Annotated in this window: 20 protein-coding genes; 12 read left to right on the top strand and 8 right to left on the bottom strand. The window is 57.4% G+C overall.

Features of this window, described 5'->3' with window-relative positions:
• Positions 1-28 precede the first annotated feature (28 nt).
• The 5 genes from RA28_RS03485 to RA28_RS03465 all read right to left on the bottom strand — a co-directional run bounded on the left by RA28_RS03485 (position 29) and on the right by RA28_RS03465 (position 6,906).
• Positions 29-1,246 carry an acetate/propionate family kinase gene (locus RA28_RS03485; RefSeq protein ID WP_039523770.1) on the bottom strand — a complete coding sequence of 406 codons (1,218 nt, stop codon included), beginning with the start codon at positions 1,244-1,246 and terminating at the stop codon, positions 29-31.
• Positions 1,243-2,631 carry a bifunctional enoyl-CoA hydratase/phosphate acetyltransferase gene (locus RA28_RS03480; RefSeq protein WP_039523769.1) on the bottom strand — a complete coding sequence of 463 codons (1,389 nt, stop codon included), beginning with the start codon at positions 2,629-2,631 and terminating at the stop codon, positions 1,243-1,245. The genes RA28_RS03485 and RA28_RS03480 overlap by 4 nt, the downstream gene beginning before the upstream one ends.
• 6 nt (positions 2,632-2,637) lie before the next feature.
• The gene (locus RA28_RS03475) at positions 2,638-5,055 is read right to left on the bottom strand and encodes a DUF3141 domain-containing protein (RefSeq protein ID WP_241481055.1); all 2,418 of its coding nucleotides are present in this window, start codon (positions 5,053-5,055) and stop codon (positions 2,638-2,640) included.
• A gap of 17 nt (positions 5,056-5,072) precedes the next feature.
• Entirely contained in the window at positions 5,073-5,837 is a 765-nt protein-coding gene (gene fabI, locus RA28_RS03470; RefSeq protein WP_039523768.1) for an enoyl-ACP reductase FabI, read from the bottom strand.
• A 172-nt stretch (positions 5,838-6,009) separates the two neighbouring features.
• On the bottom strand, positions 6,010-6,906 hold the full coding sequence (locus tag RA28_RS03465) for an AraC family transcriptional regulator (protein WP_241481054.1): 897 nt from the start codon (positions 6,904-6,906) through the stop codon (positions 6,010-6,012).
• A 158-nt stretch (positions 6,907-7,064) separates the two neighbouring features.
• On the opposite strand from RA28_RS03465, the gene RA28_RS22630 reads away from it, so the two are divergent.
• The 5 genes from RA28_RS22630 to RA28_RS03445 all read left to right on the top strand — a co-directional run bounded on the left by RA28_RS22630 (position 7,065) and on the right by RA28_RS03445 (position 11,427).
• On the top strand, positions 7,065-7,280 hold the full coding sequence (locus RA28_RS22630) for a hypothetical protein (protein WP_152612000.1): 216 nt from the start codon (positions 7,065-7,067) through the stop codon (positions 7,278-7,280).
• A gap of 22 nt (positions 7,281-7,302) precedes the next feature.
• On the top strand, positions 7,303-8,145 hold the full coding sequence (locus RA28_RS03460) for an SDR family NAD(P)-dependent oxidoreductase (RefSeq protein ID WP_039523767.1): 843 nt from the start codon (positions 7,303-7,305) through the stop codon (positions 8,143-8,145).
• 28 nt (positions 8,146-8,173) lie between these two features.
• Positions 8,174-8,638: a (2Fe-2S)-binding protein gene (locus RA28_RS03455; protein WP_039523766.1), complete on the top strand. Its 465-nt coding sequence runs from the start codon at positions 8,174-8,176 to the stop codon at positions 8,636-8,638.
• Between the two features lie 5 nt (positions 8,639-8,643).
• Complete coding sequence (locus RA28_RS03450; RefSeq protein ID WP_039523764.1) at positions 8,644-10,821, top strand: xanthine dehydrogenase family protein molybdopterin-binding subunit; 2,178 nt, start codon at positions 8,644-8,646, stop codon at positions 10,819-10,821.
• Between the two features lie 117 nt (positions 10,822-10,938).
• Positions 10,939-11,427 carry a putative molybdenum carrier protein gene (locus RA28_RS03445; RefSeq protein ID WP_039523762.1) on the top strand — a complete coding sequence of 163 codons (489 nt, stop codon included), beginning with the start codon at positions 10,939-10,941 and terminating at the stop codon, positions 11,425-11,427.
• Positions 11,428-11,514: 87 nt separating this feature from the next.
• Here RA28_RS03445 and RA28_RS03440 read toward each other — a convergent pair whose 3' ends face one another.
• Both RA28_RS03440 and RA28_RS03435 read right to left on the bottom strand, forming a co-directional pair.
• Positions 11,515-12,612 (bottom strand): Gfo/Idh/MocA family protein, encoded by a 1,098-nt coding sequence (locus tag RA28_RS03440; RefSeq protein WP_039523760.1) that lies wholly within the window; start codon positions 12,610-12,612, stop codon positions 11,515-11,517.
• A 12-nt stretch (positions 12,613-12,624) separates the two neighbouring features.
• The gene (locus RA28_RS03435; protein ID WP_039525667.1) at positions 12,625-13,335 is read right to left on the bottom strand and encodes a GntR family transcriptional regulator; all 711 of its coding nucleotides are present in this window, start codon (positions 13,333-13,335) and stop codon (positions 12,625-12,627) included.
• Positions 13,336-13,440: 105 nt separating this feature from the next.
• On the opposite strand from RA28_RS03435, the gene RA28_RS03430 reads away from it, so the two are divergent.
• The 7 genes from RA28_RS03430 to RA28_RS03400 all read left to right on the top strand — a co-directional run bounded on the left by RA28_RS03430 (position 13,441) and on the right by RA28_RS03400 (position 19,801).
• Entirely contained in the window at positions 13,441-14,595 is a 1,155-nt protein-coding gene (locus RA28_RS03430) for an LLM class flavin-dependent oxidoreductase (RefSeq protein ID WP_039523759.1), read from the top strand.
• On the top strand, positions 14,595-15,485 hold the full coding sequence (locus RA28_RS03425; protein WP_039523758.1) for an aldo/keto reductase: 891 nt from the start codon (positions 14,595-14,597) through the stop codon (positions 15,483-15,485). The genes RA28_RS03430 and RA28_RS03425 overlap by 1 nt, the downstream gene beginning before the upstream one ends.
• Positions 15,485-16,000: a flavin reductase family protein gene (locus RA28_RS03420; RefSeq protein ID WP_039525665.1), complete on the top strand. Its 516-nt coding sequence runs from the start codon at positions 15,485-15,487 to the stop codon at positions 15,998-16,000. Before RA28_RS03425 ends, RA28_RS03420 begins: the two co-directional genes overlap by 1 nt.
• Before the next feature lie 54 nt (positions 16,001-16,054).
• On the top strand, positions 16,055-16,642 hold the full coding sequence (locus RA28_RS03415; RefSeq protein WP_039523757.1) for a TRAP transporter small permease: 588 nt from the start codon (positions 16,055-16,057) through the stop codon (positions 16,640-16,642).
• On the top strand, positions 16,643-17,932 hold the full coding sequence (locus RA28_RS03410) for a TRAP transporter large permease (protein ID WP_039523755.1): 1,290 nt from the start codon (positions 16,643-16,645) through the stop codon (positions 17,930-17,932).
• A gap of 24 nt (positions 17,933-17,956) precedes the next feature.
• Positions 17,957-19,024: a TRAP transporter substrate-binding protein gene (locus RA28_RS03405; RefSeq protein WP_039523753.1), complete on the top strand. Its 1,068-nt coding sequence runs from the start codon at positions 17,957-17,959 to the stop codon at positions 19,022-19,024.
• Between the two features lie 72 nt (positions 19,025-19,096).
• Entirely contained in the window at positions 19,097-19,801 is a 705-nt protein-coding gene (locus tag RA28_RS03400) for a phytanoyl-CoA dioxygenase family protein (RefSeq protein WP_039523751.1), read from the top strand.
• A 4-nt stretch (positions 19,802-19,805) separates the two neighbouring features.
• Here the strand turns inward: RA28_RS03400 and RA28_RS03395 are convergent, their stop codons facing one another.
• Positions 19,806-20,276 (bottom strand): tetratricopeptide repeat protein, encoded by a 471-nt coding sequence (locus RA28_RS03395; RefSeq protein WP_039523748.1) that lies wholly within the window; start codon positions 20,274-20,276, stop codon positions 19,806-19,808.
• Positions 20,277-20,288 lie beyond the last annotated feature (12 nt).

Here is a 20,288-nt window from a genome sequence, read left to right as displayed (position 1 = left end):
CTCAGCGCCATTGCGACACGGTAGGCCCCTATGCGCGAAGGTTGTGTATCGGCTGGCCCGCGGCGGACCCACGATTATGCAAAAGGTCGGCGGCTGCACGCGCGATGACCAGTTCCTCATTCGTGGGGATGACCATAACGCAGACGCGCGAAAGATCCGTCGAGATAATCCGACTGTTGTCGGCGTTCGCGTCCGGGTCCAGTTCGATTCCGAACCACCCCATATCGCCGCAGACACGGTCGCGGATCAGGCGGGAATTTTCGCCGATCCCACCGGTGAAGACCACCGCATCCAGTCCACCCAGAACCGCGGTCAGTGCCCCAAGTTCCCGGCGGATTCGAAAGGTGAAATAGTTGATTGCCTGCCGCGATTCTCGCGTATCCGCTTGTTCGAGAACGCGCATGTCGTTGCCCATACCGGACAAACCCAGCAAACCAGACTTGTTGTAGAGTAGGTCTGCGATTTCATCGGCGCTCATGCCTTCCTGATCCATCAGATACAGCACGACACCCGGATCAAGCTGCCCGCAGCGCGTTCCCATCGGCAACCCGTCAAGCGCGGAAAAACCCATCGTCGAGCCAACCGATCGCCCGTTGACCATCGCGCACATCGACGCGCCATTGCCCAGATGCGCGACCACGACCCGACCGGCGTGTAACAGCGGTGCCGTCTCGGCCAGATGGCCCGAAATATAGTCGTAGCTGACCCCATGAAAACCATAACGCCGGACGCCCTTGTCATAGAATTCCCGAGGCAGCGCGAAGACGTCATTCACCCAGGGATGGCTACGGTGAAAGGCTGTATCAAAGCAGGCGATCTGTGCAGCATCCGGAAATCGCTCCATCGCGGCACGCGCGCCCGAAATGTTGTGTGGTTGATGCAGCGGTGCGAAGGGCGAGAACTTCTCGAGCGCTTTCAACATCTGAGGTGTCAAAGGCTGCGGTGTGTCGATCTCTGCCCCGCCATGCACGATGCGATGACCAACGGCCGAGACGACCATTTCCGGAAAGTGCCGTTCCAACATGTTCAAGGCGCGTTCCAGCGCCTCGGCCTGATCCGCGATGGGGCCCGGCGCGTCGTCGGTCACATGGTTGCCATCTGCGGTCTCGGCCTCGACTTGCGCGTCTGGCATGCCAATTCGGTCCACCAATCCGGAACAGACCAGAGCCGGATCATTGACCCCAAGTTTGAACAGCCCGAATTTCAGCGACGACGAGCCTGCATTCAGCGTGATAACATGGGTCATATCGCACCCTCGGACATGCGCGCCTGATGGAGCGCAGCAACTGCGCAGGACGCCAGGCGGGCTTTGTCGTCATCCGCGCGGCTGGTCAGGATGATTGGCACTTTCGCGCCCAGAACCACGCCCGCGCCTTCGGCATGGGCGATAAAGGTCAGTTGTTTTGCCACCATGTTCCCTGCGTCCAGGTTCGGGACCACAAGGATGTTTGCCTTTCCAGCTACTTCAGACACGATGCCCTTGGTGCGGGCTGCGGCAATGCTCACGGCATTGTCCATCGCCAATGGACCATCGACCAATCCACCCTTGATCTGACCGCGCTCGGCCATTTTGGACAGAAGCGCCGCGTCGACAGACGATTTGATCGCGGGGTTTACCGTTTCAACGGCGGACAAAATTCCAGCCCTCGGCTGTTCGAACCCAATGGACAACGCCAGTTCGATCGCATTCTGGGTAATGTCTATTTTGGTTTCCAAATCTGGTTCGATATTGATCGCGGCATCCGTCACCAGCAACGGATAGGGCTGCCCCGGAATATCCATCACGAACACATGGGTGAACCGACGACCGGCGCGCAGACCCCGTTCACGGCGCAACGCCGCGCGTAACAGATCATCCGTGTGAAGGTGCCCTTTCATCAATGCGTTTACGCGCCCGTCCGCAACAAGGTCCACAGCGGTATTGGCGGCCTCGAAATGCGACTTGGCAGGAATGATCTCAATTCCATCCAGCGGCTCTTCGATTTCAATTGCCGCCGCTTTGATTTTTTCGGGATCGCCGACAAGAACGGGCTTGATGATTGTCTCTCGCGCCGCCAGCAAGGCACCGCCAAGCGAGTTGGGTTCCTCTGGTGCAACGACGGCGGTTGGCATTGCCGGAAGGGGCCGAGACTGATCCAGCAGCGCGTCGAAATGGCGGTGGCGCTGGACGACCAAACCCGGAAGGTCAATCTCATCAAACACCATCTCTTTTTCCGGGGCGATGACCACCGCCTCGCCTCGAACGATGACGGCACCATCACTTTTTCGGGTCACGACCGTGTCAAAGGCAACTTCGCGATGGGCCCGCTTTTCTGTCACGGTAACTTTCGAAATCAACTCGTCGCCGGCATGCGCCCGCTCGCCGAACTCAAAGCTCTGGGATTTGTACAGCGTTCCCGCGCCGGGAAGGATATTGCCCAATACCGCCGAAACGAGCGCACCGATGAACAAGGCCGGCGCAACCGCTTCGGCAACGCCATCACCATCCCCGTCTTCCTTTGCGAGGTGAAGCGGGTTGTGGTTCCCCGAGTTGTTGGCAAAGACATAAAAGTCGTCTTCAGTGCAAATCCGGGTCAGCTCTGCCGTATCGCCAACCTGCAGGCTGCCATAAGGTTTGTTGTGGTATTTCATACAAAATCACTCGGCGGCCGCAGATGCCTTGTCTGAGTTCAAAGGGTCTTCAAGAACATCCCCGGTCACGGGTTCCAACTCAAGAACCTTGTGAAACCTCTGAAGCATTTCCAGCGTGTCGGGTGCCATTTCGTCAATCTTGCCGGGAATGAACTGCACCACCCGTGCCGCGTTTTCACGGTCGGTGCGACTGGGCAAGAGATCGGGCAGCGTCTCGATGGCTTTTTCGGGTTCAAATGTTGCTATCAGCGTTTGTTCGTGAATGATCCGCGCCCGGTCATCCATCGTCAAAGACTTGAACGGTTCGTCCTGCGTCAAGACGCGCGCGGAGCGCTCCAGCCTGTCCCTGCGGACGTTGCCACGGCTGTCGGCCATCAACACCAGCATGCGAACAACGGCCTCGGCCAAGCCGCCAGACGACATATGGGCAAGCGCCATTTCCACCTCTGGCAATGCTCTCAGTTCTGTTTCGCTGTGCAGCGTTCTGCCAATTGCCTTGGGTTTGCCAAAAGCGACGGCCCAAGGGTTGGTCCACAAAGACAAAAAGGTCTGTTCATATAACGCGTCGCGGACGTCCCGAAACAGATCCATCTGTTGTTCCACCATGCCGGCCCACAGTTTTTCGGCCATCAGAAACGGATTGGTTTGCGGCAACGGTTCGCGTGTACCCATCTGGTGCGTCACACTTTCGAGAAACGCAAGGAACGGGTTGGCGCTGGAAGACCACGCGCGCTGCAGACGCAATGGATGCAGCTTTCGCATCGCTTCGGCTGTGGCGGGATTAACGAGCGGTTTTACGACTGGCCGCACCATCAGATCATAGGCCTCGGACTGTATTTCAGACATGCGCGCAACGGCGGCAAAGCCTGCTTCCTCTTCCCGCCCGTCGTCGATCTTGCGCAGATCATCAAGGGTTCGTTCAGCAAAACTGACGGTAAAGGTCTTGTCCTGTCCGCGCCCTTCGACGCTGTCGATCTTCATTTCATAAAGACCCGGCGCCAAAGCTTCGATGGTCTTCATGGTCGAAGCGACCTCGGTATGTTCCTTCTTCGCAATTTTGGATGAGACAAAGATGCCAAGGTGACCGACCTGATCGTGGATCATGTAGATGATACGCTGACCCCGGATGCGAATTTCGTCCTCATCCGCGTAACTGTCGACAATCCAGTTCAGTGCCTGCTGCGGCGGCGTGATGTTGTCGCCGTAACTGGTGAAGACGATGACCGGTGCTTTGACGTGTTTGACATCGATTGTTCGTCCCGGTTCCAACTGGGCCTCGTTCTTGACCAGCTTGTTGCCGACAAAAAGCTGTTCGACGATCCACTTGATCTCGGCTTCATTCAGAACAAAGAAACCGCCCCACCAGCGTTCAAACTCCAGAAAACGCGCGCGCCCACCGTCCGGGTTCGCGAACAGATCATAGTACTTGGCAAAGTAATTTCGGCCCGGGTTCAGTTGCTCAAAATTCATCACCAGATGCGCGCCGTCGAACTGCCCGCCGCCCAGGTCGGACCAGAACATGGGCTGCCACGCGCCACCCAGCACGCCACCGTTGTACCGCATCGGGTACTTGCCCACTTCGCCCGACCACGGCTGAATCGGCGCACCATTCAGCACGATTGGACCCGTCAGATCAGGATTGGTTGCCGCCAGCAACAATGTGGCCCAGCCGCCCTGACAGTTCCCTGTCACCACCGGTTTCGCACTGTCGGGGTGGCGTCGCTGCACTTCGCGGACGAATTCCGCCTCAGCCCGCGTCACATCCGCAAGTGTCTGCCCCCGCACAGGGTCACGCGTGAAGTTGACGAAATAAACCGGATGGCCGTCGTTGAGAGCAACGCCAACCTGGCTGTCGGTTTTGAAACCACCAATTCCGCCACCGTGCCCGGCGCGTGGATCGATTATGATATAGGGCCGTTTCCAACCAAGAACCTCGATACCCTCGGGTGGCACAATGCGCAGCAATTGGTAATTGCACGGGTGTTCCAGATCGCGGCCGTCGACGATGATTTCATAGTCGTATGCCAAGACCGGCGGGCACCCGGCCGCTTCATGCTGGATAAAGTTGTCGCCGCGTTGCCGCAGAACATCTAGCGTCAGCAACCACCGTTTTGCAGCGTCTTCGACGTAGTTTGCATAGTGTTCGGCATACCCATCGCCTGTCGCGGCCATTGCGCTTGCTACACGAGCCAGGTCTTCCATTTGCTGGCGAACGCGAATGGCGTGAGTTTCGGTGATTGCCTTGCCTTGTCGTGAAACGGATTTCATCAACAATTCGGCAGTCGTCGCAGCTTCGCCGTACATTTCCGCCAATTCCTTGACGCGTTCAGATGGTTGCGTCTGCAGGTCGTGGATCAGTTTCTCGGTCGACTTGGCGTCTACCAAGGGCATGTCTTCAATCTTTTCAATTCGATCATGGGTCATCACTGACTCCTTTCTCGTCAGGCGACGATGCTATAGCCGCCGTCGATCTGATGTACGCCACCTGTAACATTCGCGGCTTCGGCGCTTGCCAGAAAAGCGGCATACGCACCGACGTCCTCGATAGTGGCAAGATGGTGGGTCGGCGCGCGTTGAGCGGCGGCATCCAGCAATTCGTCGAATTCCGCGATGCCGCTGGCCGCACGTGTCCTGAGCGGCCCCGGCGATAGTGCATGCACAGAGATACCCTTGGGCCCAAGCTCGGCTGCAGCATAGCGAACTGCGCTTTCCAGCGCCGCCTTGACCGGACCCATCATGTTGTAGTGTTCCACGACCTTGGTGGATCCTTGAAACGAGACGGTCATGCAGGTCCCGCCATCGGGCATCAGGGGTTCGCACCGGCGTATCATGCGTAGAAAGGAATGAACCGAAACATCCATCGCCACGCAAAAACCTTCAGCGGAACAGTCTATGACGCGCCCATGCAAATCCTCACGCGGTGCAAAAGCGATCGAGTGCAGAAGCGTATCCAATCGCCCCCACTTTCGGGCGATCTCATGAAACAGAGCGTCGGTTTGGGCGTTGTCCTGAACATCCAGCGGCATAACGATTTCCGCCTCCAACTCTTCGGCCAACGGGCGGACGAAGGGTTCAGCTTTTTCGTTCAGATATGTTATTGCCAAATCTGCGCCTTGCGCACGCAAAGCTTTGGCGCACCCCCAAGCGATGGAACTGTCGTTGGCAACACCGATAACCAGAGCTTTTTTGCCGCGCATCTGAAACATGGCACCGTCTCTCTCAATATGACACCTATCTTTGCTGCATGTGCAGCATTTTCAATTGTCATACATGTGACAAGGCCTGCGGCAGATTGACCTGACGCCCAACAAACAGGCGCAATAGACCCGCTGGCGCAGAGTCTGGGCACGGGCAGTGTCAGGTTTCGATTGGCACGGCCTACCCGGCCATCAAAATTGTGCTGGATTTCTGATCACTCGGCGACAGGCCAAACTTCCGCGAATACTCGCGGCTGAACTGCGTCGGGCTCTCGTATCCCACATCATAGGCGACTGACGCGACCGAAAGGCTTCCAGACAACAGTAATCGACGCGCCTCAAGCAATCTCAACTCTTTTTGGTATTGCAGCGGCGATGTGGACGTCACTGTTTTGAAATGCTCGTGAAAGGCCGAAAGGCTCATCCCGGATTCCGCGGCGAGGTCCGCAACCGGTATGCTGGTCTTGTAGTTGCTGCGGATGAAAGCAATGGTCTTTGATATCCGACTCGCCGGGCTTTCATGGCGCAAAAGTTGGCGCAACATTCCGCCATGATGCGCACGCAGCAGACGAAAGTGGATTTCCTTGAGAACCAGCGGCGCAAGTGCGCGGGCTTCGACCGGGTCCTGAGACAGCCGGAACAGGCGGGTTACGGCATCAACCAGTGCCTCATCCGAGGCCGCGGATTCCAATGAATGAACATTCGCGTCAGCCTCACCAATCTCACCGATTTCGTCGTAGAGGCTGCGTGCCAATGCCATATCCAATTTCAGCGCGAGCGCGGCATAGGGCTCTGTCGGGCTTGCTTGGATGATTGCCGCCTCGACAGGTACGGCGTGGCTGACAATCAGCGTATCACCCGCGCTGTACCGAACCACACGCCCACCGATGTAAGCCTCTTTTGCGCCTTGCAGGACCAGACACATGATCGGCTCATAGAAACCGGCGGCGCACTCGGTCGTTTCGAGGCTTCCGAAAGCGTAAAATCCGTCGACGCCAGTTTCGCAGCCGACACCCAGCGCGTTCTTGTCGCTCACCAGACCAAAAACGTCTTCGACCAGATTTTTAGACACCATCATGCGCCCTCCTGTGCCTTCGGAATATATCCCAATCATCCATTCGGTGAAGACCCGAGGCCGGGTCGCCGGAGAAATAGGCAGATCATTCGGAGAATAAGGCAGCGCGTTTGAGTTCAGAGGCGCTACCTTCGTTAGAACATCCGCAAAAGGTACACCGCATGTCGCAGACGATACTCATCACCGGCGCTTGTTTCAGTCGGGAAACGCGATCAATGCCAAGTATCGTGACCGACTTGATCCGGGCCAAAGTAACCGGCGGCACCACGCTGCTGTTCGATCGGGCTGGTTCCGGCGCCGATACTTTGACGGATGCACACACTTCACAATTTGACGCAACTTTCATCGAAGCCTTGAAGCCAAATCTCGGGCTCTAGTTTGTAGCGAGGAGGAACGCACATGTACAATCAGGCGATTGAGATTGGCGGCCTTGCCGTTGTAACCGGCGGCGCAAGCGGAGTTGGCCTGGCAGCCGCCGAAAGGTTCGCGCAGGCAGGCTTGAGCGTGATGCTGGCCGATGTGTCAGGCGACACGCTGCAGCAGGCGAAAGAACGAATTCAAAGGCATCTGCAAGGCAACGCCCAAGTCCATACGATGATCACGGATGTCAGCGATGCATCGGCGGTTCAAGCGTTGGCAGACGCCGCATTTGATGCTGGCAATGTGGCCGTGTTGATGAATAATGCGGGCATAGGGCGCCCAAGCGGCAGTTGGACAGAACCTGATGCCTGGCGCGAGACCATCAATGTAAACCTGTTCGGTGTGCTGAACGGTGTTCAGGCCTTTCTGCCTCGGATGATAGAAGCTGCCACACCAGCTGTCGTAATCAACACCGGTTCGAAGCAAGGTATCACCACACCGCCCGGGAACCCCGCATACAATGTCTCCAAAGCCGGGGTAAAAGTTCTCACCGAAGCACTGGCTTACGAACTGCGGAATGTCGACGCACCGATTACGGCACATCTGTTCGTGCCGGGGTTCACGTATACCGGAATGATCGCACGACATATTCCGCAAAAGCCCGACTCTGCCTGGACCTCGGAACAGACCGTCGATCACCTTATCGAACACATGTCGAAGGGTGATTTCTACATTCTCTGCCCTGACAACGACGTATCCCCGGACCGTGACAAGCGTCGCGTCACTTGGGCTTTGGGCGACATTGTGGAAAACCGCCCTGCCCTGTCGCGTTGGCATCCGGATTACGCGGACGCGTTCGCCGACTTTGAAAATTCCAACTGACCACCAGCCAAAGGGAGCCCCTACCGCCATGGCAATATCACTGAAACTGAATGGCCAGACACACAATGTCGAGGCCGAACCCGGCACACCCCTGCTTTGGGTTATTCGCGATGAACTGAAACTGACAGGCACCAAGTTCGGGTGCGGTGTCGCCTCCTGCGGGGCCTGCACAGTGCACCTCAACGGTGAACCGGTGCGATCCTGCCAAACATACATTGAAGACATCGAAGACGCCGAGATCACGACGATCGAGGTGATGGATCAGGACAAGGTCGGCGCCGCCGTTCAACAGGCGTGGTTGGAGCTGGACGTGGTGCAATGCGGCTACTGCCAGTCCGGCCAGATCATGAGCGCCGTGGGCCTGCTGCGGGAAAATGCCAAGCCCACGGCCGAAGAAGTCGATGAGTACATGTACGGCAACGCCTGCCGTTGTGCCACCTATCAGCGCATTCGCGACGGCGTCCTGCGCGCATCCGAGATTCTGGAGGCTTGAGATCGATGACAGCAACACTTTCCCGCCGCGGATTCCTGAAATCCGCCGCCGCCGCCGGCGCGGTTTTGTACGTCGGCACAAATGCGCGCGGCGCGATTGCCGCAGCCGACACGGCCGACGCGATGCTGAACCCGTTCGTCAAGATCGACAGCAACGGCAATGTCATCGCAATTGTGAAGCACTTTGAAAAAGGTCAGGGGCCGGCGACCGGTTTGACCTCGCTGATCGCGGAAGAACTTGGCGTGACAATGGATCAGATCGATTACGAGTTCGCGCCGTCCAACCCGAATGTTTACAACAACACTCTGTTCGGACCCTTCCAGGGAACCGGCGGATCGACCGCAATTGCGAATTCCTGGGTGCAGTACCGAACGGCGGGTGCAAACGCACGCGAAATGCTGATCAAGGCAGCCGCAGACGCCTGGGGCGTTGACGCATCCACGCTGGACATTCAGGAAGGCGTGATCGCCGGGTCCGGCAAATCCGCGCCGCTGGGTGAGTTTGTCGCTGCCGCGGCGGCGATCGCCCCGAGCGAAACGCCACGCCTGCGTGATCCATCCGAGTGGAAGATCATTGGCAACGAAGCCACGCGCCGCAAGGACAGTCCCATCAAGGTGAATGGCGCTGCAAAATTTGCAATGGATGTTCATTTGGACAACCAGATGGTCGTGATGATCAAGCGCACACCGCAGCGGGGCGGTACTGTCGCCAGTTTCGACGACAGCGCCGCCAAGGACATAACCGGTTTCATCATGGCCCAGGCTTTGCCGACCGGTCACGGTGTAGCTGTGTATGCTGAAAACACGTGGGCCGCCATGCAAGCCCGCGAGGCGCTGGAAGTCGAGTGGGACCTGTCTGCCGCCGAGACCCGATCATCCCAGGAAATCCGGGATGAGGTTTTGACCGCATTGCAGCAAGCGCCGGTCTACAACGTGAACAAGGCCGACCAGGCCGCTGTCACCGCTGCTGTGGACGACGCGGACACCATCGTGGAAAAGACGTTCTATTTCCCACTGCTGGCTCATGCCCCGATGGAACCATTGAATTGTACCATTGAGCAGACCGCAGACGGAGACATCGTCCTGCACGACGGCGCACAGATGCCAACCGGTCCGCATATGGCCTTCCAGCAGATTTTCGAACTGCCTGCCGAGAAAATCCACATCAAGACGATGCTGGCCGGTGGCTCGTTCGGGCGACGCGCAACCCCGGATGCCGACTATCAGGTCGAAGCGGGTCTGGCCTTTGTCATGACGGATCGCACACGCCCAGTGAAGCTGGTGTGGGATCGCGAGGACGATATCCGAGGCGGTTACTACCGCCCCGCGGCGGGCCACAAAGTCCGTGTGGGTTTGGACAGTGACGGCTCAATCGTCGGCTGGGAGCATCAGATTGCAGGCCAATCCATCATGAAGGGCACCGCGTTCGAGGCCATGCTGGTCAAGGACGGTATTGACCATTCCACTGTCGAGGGCGTTACGGAGAACCCTTATATGATCCCGGGCATGTCGATTGGTCTGACGGACACCGAGAAAGCCACATCCGTTCTCTGGTGGCGCTCGGTCGGCCACACACATACGGCTTATGTGATGGAGGTCATGATGGATATGGCCGCCAGCGCAGCGGGCAAAGATCCGGTCGAGTTCCGACTGGCGTATCTGTCCGGCGACAAAGATCAGCAGCGCAAGGCGGCGGTTTTGAAGTTGGCTGCCGAGAAAGGCAATTGGGGCAAACCCGCCGATGGCAACGTGCAAGGTATTGCGGTGCACAAGTCGTTCGGCTCCTACGTGGCAGAAGTTGTCGAAATCTCGGGCAACCTCGACGATGGAATCCAGATCGAAAAGGTTACAGCCGCGGTGGACTGCGGCATCGCTGTGAACCCCGACGTGATCAAGGCACAGATCGAAGGTGGTATCGGTTATGGAATTGGTCACGCGATGCGCGATCAAATCACATTGGCTGACGGCGCTGTGGAACAATCCAACTTCCCGGACTACGAACCGCTGCGTATCTCAGACATCAAGGCCATCGAGACACACATTGTCGCTTCGACCGAAGCCCCGACAGGCATCGGTGAACCCGGCACGCCACCATCGGCGCCCGCTTTGGCGAACGCCATTGCGATGCTCGACCTGCGCGTTGCCGAACTTCCTATGACTGAAAACGGCGTTTACTTCGTCTGATCAATCCCCCACCCCAACAGTGACACTGTTTGGGGTGGGGAACTTCGTGTCCCAGCAATGGTGGACACGCTTGGCGCTGACTTCACATGCAGATAGAATCTGCCGCACAGTGTGTGGATGAAAGAAAGCGTGCAAAAACCGTTCAAGATCATTGCAGGCGGACAGACGGGCGTCGATATGGCCGCCCTGGAATTCGCGCGCGACAATGGGTTTCCCTATGGCGGCTGGGTGCCCCGAGGGCGAACCAACGAAGCCGGCGAAATCCCCAATGACTTCCTCGGGCTGAAAGAGACGCATTCGGCCGATGTCATCGAAAGGACCCAGCTGAATGTCGAATCCGGCGATGCGACCCTAATATTCGTGGATGGATCAAAAAGTCCGGGCACTGATCAAACGGCTGTTTTCGCGAAAGAAATGAACAAGCCCTGTTGTGTTGTCGATGTCTCAGCGGGGCTCGATGCCTGCGCAGAGCAGATTGGCGCTTGGCTTGCGACGACAAATGTCGGTGTCCTTAACATTGCTGGGCCAAGATACTCCGAAGCGCCGGATCTTGGCCCACTGGTCACACGCATACTTGAAAGAACGCTGACGCATTCCGAGCCATGACGCTTTTGACGGGCTTTCCGACGAAACCTGTCAAAACCTGCCTCAAGCACAGAACCAAGTTCGAACGCGTCGCGCGCGGTAAGCCAATCATTCCGTCAGGCGAACGGTCTCGCCGGTTCTTGCAGCCTGCTGCGCGGCCAATCCCATCCTGACGGCCCAAATTCCATCCATCAGGCTGACCTCTGGTTTCTCCTTTTCGCCCCGTACGACGGAGAGAAATCCAAGGTGCTGGTAGTAGGTTGATCCATTGTGATCCCCCGCTGCCAGCAAGTTCGGGTCGACGGGGACGTCTTTTGAAACCGGTCCTTTGGGGTTGCGAGGGCTGACAATGACCTGCGGAACAGGCGGCGCCCCAAGATGATCCGGCCAAAACCGACCAGGTCCGGGAACCAGAGCTTCAATTTTGGCGTTCGGCCCGACCGCCGAAATCTCTTCCTGATAACGGGCGCCTTCAGCGAACATGCACAGCTCCAGCATCGCCCGCGCACCCGAGGCGAAATCAACGATGACATAGCCATGGTCCAGAATATCCGGCGTTTCGCCTTCGTAGGTCTCGTCCAAATGGTTTACCGCCTGTCCGCCGGTCGCGCTGACGCGGACCGGATCCGAGCGCAAAATCAGACGCATCAGATCGAAGAAATGACAACATTTCTCGACAAAGGTGCCGCCTGTATTTCTGTTGAAGCGGTTCCAGTTCCCGACCTTTTCCAGAAAGGGAAACCGATGTTCACGGATTGACAGCATCTTGACGCCGCCCGTAGCGCTGGCCTGTTCAATCAGGGCGGCAATTGGCGGCATATAGCGGTATTCCATCGCAACCCAGATAGGGCACGGGTAATCCCGCTGCAATTGCTCGAGATGGGCCAAGTCATCCGGATCGGTAAACAGCGGCTTTTCGACCAACAGGGGCAAGGGGCGGGTTTTTGCGATTTCGCTGAGTTGCTCAACATGCAGATGGTTCGGACTGGCAATGACAATACAATCCAGATTGGATTCGGCCAGCAAGGTCTGAACCGACTCTGCCATGGCGGCGTCCGGCGCAATGGCCTTCGCCTTCTTTGCCATCTCTGGATCCGGTTCGTAGATCACCGATACATGGGCCCCCTCCAGCAGCGCGATATTGTGCAGGTGCTCTTGCCCCATCATTCCGCATCCGATCAGCCCGTAATTGATGGTCCGGGTCATGCGCGTTTCCTTTTACTTCAGACGTTGGACATAGGTGGCCCGATCCGGATCGAACCATGTTTTTGAGAATTCGACAGGTTCAGCTTTTTCCGACCAGCTGAACCGTTCGATGTAGCCGACTGTTTCACCGGGTGGCTTGGTAAATCCGGGCGGGGTCCAATCTGGAAGCGGTTGTACCGAAACTCTGTCCTCGGCGCGCGTGACCCAGAAGCCCAATTGGCGTTGGTAATAACGATAAAGAGAGTCTGACAGGAGGTTTCGGTCAATCAGACCGGCTGATTCGTCCAACCAAATCTCTTCGATCGCGATAATTGTATCATTCAAATAGCGCATCCGGCGCACGCGTGATCCCAAGTCCGAAGTTCCAAATTTCGGAAGATCGGAGGGTTTTTGCAAAGCATCCACCGACAACAGGTCGGCGCGTGGCAGGCCGCCCCCCGCATGCAGCTCCAGCCGGAACATTGCATAGACGCTGTTTTGCGTTCCCGTCTCGCGGACATAGTTCCCAGAGCCTTGAATACGCTCCAGCATCCCCTTTTTCTCTAGTTCAGCGAGCGATTTTCGCAGGGTTCCGACCGACACGTTCAATTCCACCGCCATCTCGCGCTCGGGCGGCAGACGCTCTCCGTCAATCAGGCGACCGGCTGCGATATCGCGGATCAACAGTTCGGCGATCTGGATATAGACCGGCAAGGCGTTCGGGTTTCGGTTCGCAGGAGGCACTGGTGTTGCTTCACTCGGTCGCAGAAAAAATTGATACACCATTGATCTACATCAAAGCGATTGCTACGCAAGAGAAAAAGCAAAACTGCGCGGAGACCGACTCAGATGACCATCGTCCCCATCACATCCCCTGACCTGGATGCGGCCGAAGTGTCGTGGTTTGCGGCTCTGTGTTCGGATGACTATCAATTTCTGGGCGTGCCGGACGGAGATCTACGGTCCAGCTGGGCGCATTGCTCCGGGATCGTGAAAGAGGCCGAAGATCAGGGGTTCCGAAACATCCTGTGCCCATCGTCCTACCAAGTGGGGCAGGACACGCTGAGTTTCGTGGCCGGATGTGCACCCATCACCGACAAGATCAACCTGCTGGCGGCTGTCCGCTGCGGAGAAATGCAACCGATCATGCTGGCGCGCACGATCGCCACCCTGGACCACATGTTAAAGGGGCGGTTGACCGTCAATATCATCTCTTCCGACTTTCCCGGAGAAAAAGCGGACAGTGCATTCCGCTATCAGCGATCCCGTGAAGTCGTGGAGATTCTGAAACAGGCCTGGACGCAGGATGAGATCAACCATGCGGGCGAGGTCTATAATTTCTCGGGCCTGACAACAGATCCCGCGAAACCCTACCAGACAGGTGGGCCGTTGTTGTACTTCGGCGGCTATTCCCCTTCGGCACTGGACCTCTGCGGTGAGCATTGCGATGTTTATTTGATGTGGCCGGAAACCAAAGACCAATTGGCCGAGCGGATGAAAGCCGTGCACGCGGTTGCTGAAAACTATGACCGGACGCTGGATTACGGCCTGCGGGTTCATATGATCGTGCGCGATACCGAGGCCGAAGCACAGGAATATGCAGACTATATCGTCTCAAAACTGGATGATGAATACGGGCGCGCCATTCGGGAAAGAGCGCTTGATTCAACTTCGCTGGGCGTGGCGCATCAGGCAAAAAACCGCGATCTGGCGGACGAATACGGATATGTCGAGCCAGGATTGTGGACCGGCGTGGGGCGTGCACGGTCCGGTTGCGGCGCGGCATTGGTTGGATCGACCGATCAAGTCATGTCCAAGATTGAAGAATATCAAAAGATGGGCATCCGGGCTTTCATCTTTTCGGGATATCCACACATGGACGAAGCGCGCCATTTCGGGGCGCGGGTCATGCCCAACCTGAAAACCTGCTCGCTGCCTGAAGAATATGGTCGCGTGCCCGCAGCCATCCCGGCCACACCGCTGGGCAACGGAGTTCGTCGCTGATGCAACGTGTGAAACTATCTGACACGCTGGAACTAAGCCGCATCGTCTACGGCATGTGGCGGCTGGGCGATGACACCGATACCTCGGCTGGTCACGTGGAAGCCAAGATTCAATCCTGTTTGGATCAGGGTATAACCAGCTTTGATCAGGCCGATATCTATGGCGATTATGGCGCCGAGGCAGTTCTGGGCAACGCCCTGCGCGCCAACTCTTCCCTGCGCCAGCAGATGGAGATCGTAACCAAATGTGACATTGTCGCGCCCTGCGGCAGGTACGCCGACGCTAAAGTCAAATACTACGACACGTCTCGCGCTCATATTTTGCATTCGGTCGACACCTCACTGTCGGAAATGGCGATAGATCATATCGACTTGCTGCTGATCCATCGGCCCGATCCTTTCATGGACCATCAAGAAACCGGCGCCGCACTGGACGAGGCCGTAGCCAGCGGCAAAGTAGGTGCCGTTGGCGTTTCGAATTTCCGTCCGTGGGATTGGACCCTTTTGCAATCAGCTATGAAAACGCAATTGGTCACCAACCAGATCGAAGTTTCGCTGGGTGAAATCGGCCCTTTCACCAATGGCGACTTGGCGTTCCATCAACAGCATGGCCAACCGGTCATGGCATGGTCGCCGCTGGGTGGCGGAAGTCTGATGACCGGAAACTCCCCAACCGGCGCGGTTGCAGATGAGATTGCCGCGGATTTCGGCGTGGACCGGGCCGCGGTTGCTGTTGCGTTCTTGTTGGCGCATCCCGCAGGCATTCTGCCGGTTATGGGCACGAACAATCTGGACAGGATCAAGGGTCTTTCGGACGCATTGAAAGTCAATCTGGATCGCGAAAGCTGGTTCCGCCTTTACGAGGCGGCGCTTGGGCATGAGGTGCCATGATGAACGCAATTTCCAAAGACATAACCCACACTTTCGTTCCGCACAAAGACGACACCCGTACCCTACGGGATGCTTTCGGGCGTTTTGCGACCGGGGTCACGATTGTCACCTGCGACAGTCATGACGGGCCGATCTGCATCACGGCCAACAGCTTTTCATCGCTCTCGTTGGACCCGCCGCTGATCATGTGGGCCGGCGACCGAAACTCGCGCCGTTTCCCGTATTTTCACAAAGCGCGCCATTTCAGTGTTCACGTGTTATCGTCCGAGCAAGCCGAGCTGTGCTTTGGATGCTCAAAGGACGCGCATGCCTTGCGTGATATCCCGCACGAGCGCTGCAACAACGGTACACCGTTGCTGCCCGATTGTCTGGCGCGGTTCGAATGCGAGCAACATGCCTATCACGATGCCGGAGATCATGTGATTGTCGTCGGCAAAGTTCTGAAGGTCAGCATGGCAGAGGGAGACGCGCTGACCTTTTACGCCGGAAAACTCGGCCAATTCGCGCAACACTAAGCGCGCTATGACGACTGCGGGACCAAACCCGCAGCTGAACAAGGGAGGATCCGCATGGGCGGATTGACGTCGGTGCTTGCGCCGATCGCGTTTGTGAATGAAACCGCGCTGCGTCTGGGCCGCGCGGTTGGAATTGTTGCGATCGCGTTGATGGTAATCGCAATCCTGATCCAGGTCTTTTTCAGGTACGTTCTGGGCAACGCATTGCCATGGCCGGATGAAGCGGCCCGCTTTTGCATGCTTTGGATGACGGGTTTGATGGCCCCCACTGCGTTCCGCCGCGGTGGATTTGTGGCAATCGATATGGTCCCGCTGATGCTGCCGCGCATTTTGGGTCAGGTCCTGACTTTGTTCTTGCTGTTCGTATCGCTGGCCGTTCTGCTGGTTGCCGTCAACATCGGATGGGCCGAAGTCACCGGGTTCGGCGGTAAATTCGCCACGGCCGCTTTGTACATACCGACATCGCTGGGCTTTGACGAATGGTACCGCATCCCGCGCAGCTGGATGATGGCATCGCTGCTGGTTGGTGTGTTCTTGCTTATCTTGGTCAACATCGAACTGATCTTGCGTTCGGTGATCACGTTGCTTGGCGGCGGGGACCTGTTGCCGGAAATCGCCGACGCACCTGTGGGAGCTGAATAAATGCTGATCTGGTTCCTGCCCACATTCCTTGTTTTTCTGATGATCGGCCTACCGGTCTTTTTTGCCCTTCTGGCGGCGCCGGGCATACTGCTTTGGCTGAACGGTCAGACCAACGACATCACACTGCTTTATCGCAATGTCTACAACGGGATGGACAGCTTTCCGCTGATGGCCATCCCCTTCTTCATGCTGGCCGGTGAACTGATGAACCGCGGCGGCATTACAATTCGCCTTGTCGAGTTCAGCCAGGCGCTGATGGGCCATTTCCGGGGCGGATTGGCGCATGTGAATGTTCTCAGTTCAATTCTGTTTGCGGGGTTGTCCGGATCAGCCGTGGCCGACACCTCGGCATTGGGGTCAATGCTGATCCCCGCCATGGAGAAACAGGGCTACACGCGTCGGTTCGCTGCCGCAATCACGGCCGCCAGCTCGGTGATCGGACCGATCATTCCGCCGTCGGGCATCATGATCATTTATGCCTACGTCATGGGCGAAAGCGTGGCCGCCTTGTTCCTCGCCGGTATCGTACCCGGCGTCATGGTCGGCGTCGGCCTGATGTTGATGATCAAATTCATGGCCGACAAATACGATTTCCCAGTGGCCAGCCGAAAATACACGTGGCCCGAGCGGAGACAGGCCAGCCTCAAGGCGTTCTTTCCATTGATGACACCGGTGATCATTCTGGGTGGCATTCTGGGCGGGATCTTTACCCCAACCGAAGCCGCTGCCGTGGCCGTTGGCTATGCCTTCATCATCGGGTTCTTTGTTCTGCGGACGCTGACATGGAAAGAGGTGCCCGAGATCCTCAGCAATGCGGGGCTGACATCCGCCGTTGTTCTGCTGCTGGTCGGCGCAGCCATGGCTTTCAAAACGGTTGTCAGCCTTAGCCACGCGCCAGAGCAGTTGGCTCAATTGATCCTCGGTCTTTCGGAAAACCCGCTGATCCTGCTTTTCCTGATCAACCTGTTGCTCTTTATCGTTGGCATGTTCCTGGATGCAGGGCCAGCGATCATCATTCTGGGGCCAATCCTTGGACCGATCTTCACAAGCCTCGGCGTGGATCCGATCCACTTTGCCATTATCATGAGCGTCAACCTGACCGTTGGCCTTGCCACACCGCCGATGGGTCTGGTGTTATTTGTGGCGGCGGCCGTCTCGCGTGAGAAAGTGGAAACCATTGCCAAGGCAATCCTTCCCTTCCTCGCCGTAGAAATCATAGTGATCTTCCTGATCACCTATGTCCCCGCACTATCAATGACGATCCCAACGATAACGGGATTTGCAAATTAACTGAGTATCACAGGGAGGAAACGCATGCTCAGAAAATTCATCAAAACCGCAGCGGTGGCCACATCGCTTGTGGCCGCGTCCGCCATCGCGGCAACGGCTGCCGATTATACGCTGCGCGCAACCGCGAACTCGAACGAAAACGACGAGGATTACGACGGCCTGATCGTCTTCAAGAACTATGTCGAGGCGGCTTCGAACGGCGCGATCGAAGTGGAATTGTTCATAGGAACGCAGCTGTGTTCGAACGGCGCGGAGTGCCTGCAGGGCGTGGCCGAGGGACAGATCGATATCGTGATCCAGACGTCGAGTGGCACATCCGGGATTTTCCCCTTCGTTCAGGTGCTCGACCTGCCGTATCTGATGTCTGATGACCGCGTGGCCGAAGCGGCTCTGGCGAACGGCTCGCCCTTCGTTACAAAGATGCAGGAGATGGTCGCGGAAAACTCAGGCGGTGCGCTGCGTTTGATGACCATCGGCAATACGGGCGGCTGGCGCAATTTTGCAAACACCCAGCGCCGCGTCCAGAACCCCGAAGATATGGAGGGTCTGAAGATCCGGACCGTGGTGGCCGATCTGCCGCAGGAACTGGTCAAGGCACTGGGCGCTGCCCCGACGCCGATCCCGTGGCCTGAGCTGTTCACCTCGTTCCAGACCGGTGTTGTTGAGGGTTCGAAAAACGGCATCACCGATATCATGAGCATGAAGTTCCCGGATGCGGGTCTGAAATACATCACGCTGGACGGGCATGCTTACATGGGGGCGCTTTGGTTCATGAACAACGAAAAGTTCATGTCGATGCCACCGGAACTGCGCAATGTCATTGTCGACGGGTTCTACCAGTTGCAACAAGCGACATTTGCCTCGCCCAAGCGCAAATCGATCCAGGCTTATGAGGATTTCGTTGCGGAAGGTGGTGACCTCTACGTGCCGACGCCAGAAGAAAAGGCGGCGTTCAAAGACGCCGCCGCACCTGTCTACGATTGGTTCAAGGCGAATGTCGACGGCGGTGAAACTGCCTTTGACGCTTTGGTCGCAGCAGTTGCCGAAGCCGAGGCCCAGATCGCGGCAACTCGTGAATCTGAGACTCAATAACGCAGCCTGAGAGGGCAAAATTGCGCGCGGCATGACCGCGCGCAAACCTGCATACCCCGCCGGAGAAAACCGATGCTCGACCAGACCGATGCATTTCGTCGCCAAGGGTACCTCGTGTTTGAGGATGCGCTGAACGATGAAGACTTGCAGATGCTGCGCAACACCTGCGACACGCTTTTAGAAGAGCCCGCCCATGACGGCGGTGGAGACGTGCATAAAATCGGGTTGGGCGACGCGCGCCGTTTCCTGCGTCATCGCCATGCCGAGTTCCCCCGGCTGGAGAGTTTTCTGCTGGGCGACAAGGTCGCCGAGATTACCAGTGCTTGCGGGATTGAAGACCCAATGCTCTTCAATGAGCAATTTGTGGTCAAAGGCGCGGGCAAAGGAGCCAGCTTTGCCTGGCATCAGGACGGGGCCTATGTCGGGTTCGACCATACACCTTACCTGACCGTCTGGATCGCTGTGGATGATGCGACCGAAGAGAATGGCTGTGTCTATATCCTGCCGCGTGACCTTGATGCCGAGCCCGGTCTGGACCGGCATGAATGGCAGGACGACAGCAACGAGCTCAACGGGTATTTTGGCACGGACACAGGGACTCCGATGACCTGCAAGGCAGGTACGATCGTGGCCTTTTCCAGCCTGACGCTGCATAGCTCTGGCGCGAACACCACCAACAACCCGCGGCGTGCTTTTGTGTGCCAGTATTCCTCGGGCCCGATCATCGACCCGGAAACCAACGCGCCCAAGCGGTTTGCGAAACCGCTCAGGGTGTAATCCGTCATCTGAAAGGGTACATCCACCCTTTGTAATCATCGACCAGAACATGCGCCCTTTCGATCTGCTCCGGCGACATTTTCTTAACCACTTCCTCAAGGCTGATCGCCGCGTCGGGATCACCACCAATGGCGCTGAGCGTGTACCACATGTATGCCCGCACCAGATCGGGCGCGGGCATGCCCAAGCCAAGCTCATAATACCATCCGATACCGGATTGCGCCCCCGGGTGCCCCTTCATCGACGCGCGCAGGTACCATTCGAACGCCCGCTCGTAATCTTGTTCGACCCCAAGCCCCATCGCGTACATCACACCGATCAACTCTTCGGCTTCGGCATTGCCCGACCGGGCTGCAGGCAGCAATTCCTCGCGCGCGGCCTCAAACTCTCCGGCCTCCATCAAATCGCGCGCCTGTTCCAGTTCGGCGAGCGCAGGGGATGCAAACAGGCAAAGGGCAAATACAAGCTGACGCATGGGGCTGCTTTC

The sequence above is a fragment of the Ruegeria sp. ANG-S4 genome (genome assembly GCF_000814005.1).
In the GTDB taxonomy this organism is placed as follows: Bacteria; Pseudomonadota; Alphaproteobacteria; order Rhodobacterales; family Rhodobacteraceae; genus Ruegeria.
This window is presented reverse-complemented; position numbering and strand designations above follow the sequence as displayed.

Excerpts from the sequence above, each read along its gene's own strand:
- RA28_RS03465 (WP_241481054.1), bottom strand. The coding sequence starts at position 6,906 with ATGATGGTGTCTAAAAATCTGGTCGAAGACGTTTTTGGTCTGGTGAGC.
- RA28_RS03485 (WP_039523770.1), bottom strand. The coding sequence starts at position 1,246 with ATGACCCATGTTATCACGCTGAATGCAGGCTCGTCGTCGCTGAAATTC.
- RA28_RS03395 (WP_039523748.1), bottom strand. The coding sequence starts at position 20,276 with ATGCGTCAGCTTGTATTTGCCCTTTGCCTGTTTGCATCCCCTGCGCTC.
- RA28_RS03430 (WP_039523759.1), top strand. The coding sequence starts at position 13,441 with ATGACCATCGTCCCCATCACATCCCCTGACCTGGATGCGGCCGAAGTG.
- RA28_RS22630 (WP_152612000.1), top strand. The coding sequence starts at position 7,065 with ATGTCGCAGACGATACTCATCACCGGCGCTTGTTTCAGTCGGGAAACG.
- RA28_RS03475 (WP_241481055.1), bottom strand. The coding sequence starts at position 5,055 with ATGACCCATGATCGAATTGAAAAGATTGAAGACATGCCCTTGGTAGAC.
- RA28_RS03455 (WP_039523766.1), top strand. The coding sequence starts at position 8,174 with ATGGCAATATCACTGAAACTGAATGGCCAGACACACAATGTCGAGGCC.
- RA28_RS03400 (WP_039523751.1), top strand. The coding sequence starts at position 19,097 with ATGCTCGACCAGACCGATGCATTTCGTCGCCAAGGGTACCTCGTGTTT.
- RA28_RS03420 (WP_039525665.1), top strand. The coding sequence starts at position 15,485 with ATGAACGCAATTTCCAAAGACATAACCCACACTTTCGTTCCGCACAAA.
- RA28_RS03450 (WP_039523764.1), top strand. The coding sequence starts at position 8,644 with ATGACAGCAACACTTTCCCGCCGCGGATTCCTGAAATCCGCCGCCGCC.
- RA28_RS03460 (WP_039523767.1), top strand. The coding sequence starts at position 7,303 with ATGTACAATCAGGCGATTGAGATTGGCGGCCTTGCCGTTGTAACCGGC.
- RA28_RS03425 (WP_039523758.1), top strand. The coding sequence starts at position 14,595 with ATGCAACGTGTGAAACTATCTGACACGCTGGAACTAAGCCGCATCGTC.
- RA28_RS03440 (WP_039523760.1), bottom strand. The coding sequence starts at position 12,612 with ATGACCCGGACCATCAATTACGGGCTGATCGGATGCGGAATGATGGGG.
- fabI (WP_039523768.1), bottom strand. The coding sequence starts at position 5,837 with ATGTTTCAGATGCGCGGCAAAAAAGCTCTGGTTATCGGTGTTGCCAAC.
- RA28_RS03445 (WP_039523762.1), top strand. The coding sequence starts at position 10,939 with ATGAAAGAAAGCGTGCAAAAACCGTTCAAGATCATTGCAGGCGGACAG.
- RA28_RS03410 (WP_039523755.1), top strand. The coding sequence starts at position 16,643 with ATGCTGATCTGGTTCCTGCCCACATTCCTTGTTTTTCTGATGATCGGC.
- RA28_RS03480 (WP_039523769.1), bottom strand. The coding sequence starts at position 2,631 with ATGAAATACCACAACAAACCTTATGGCAGCCTGCAGGTTGGCGATACG.
- RA28_RS03405 (WP_039523753.1), top strand. The coding sequence starts at position 17,957 with ATGCTCAGAAAATTCATCAAAACCGCAGCGGTGGCCACATCGCTTGTG.
- RA28_RS03415 (WP_039523757.1), top strand. The coding sequence starts at position 16,055 with ATGGGCGGATTGACGTCGGTGCTTGCGCCGATCGCGTTTGTGAATGAA.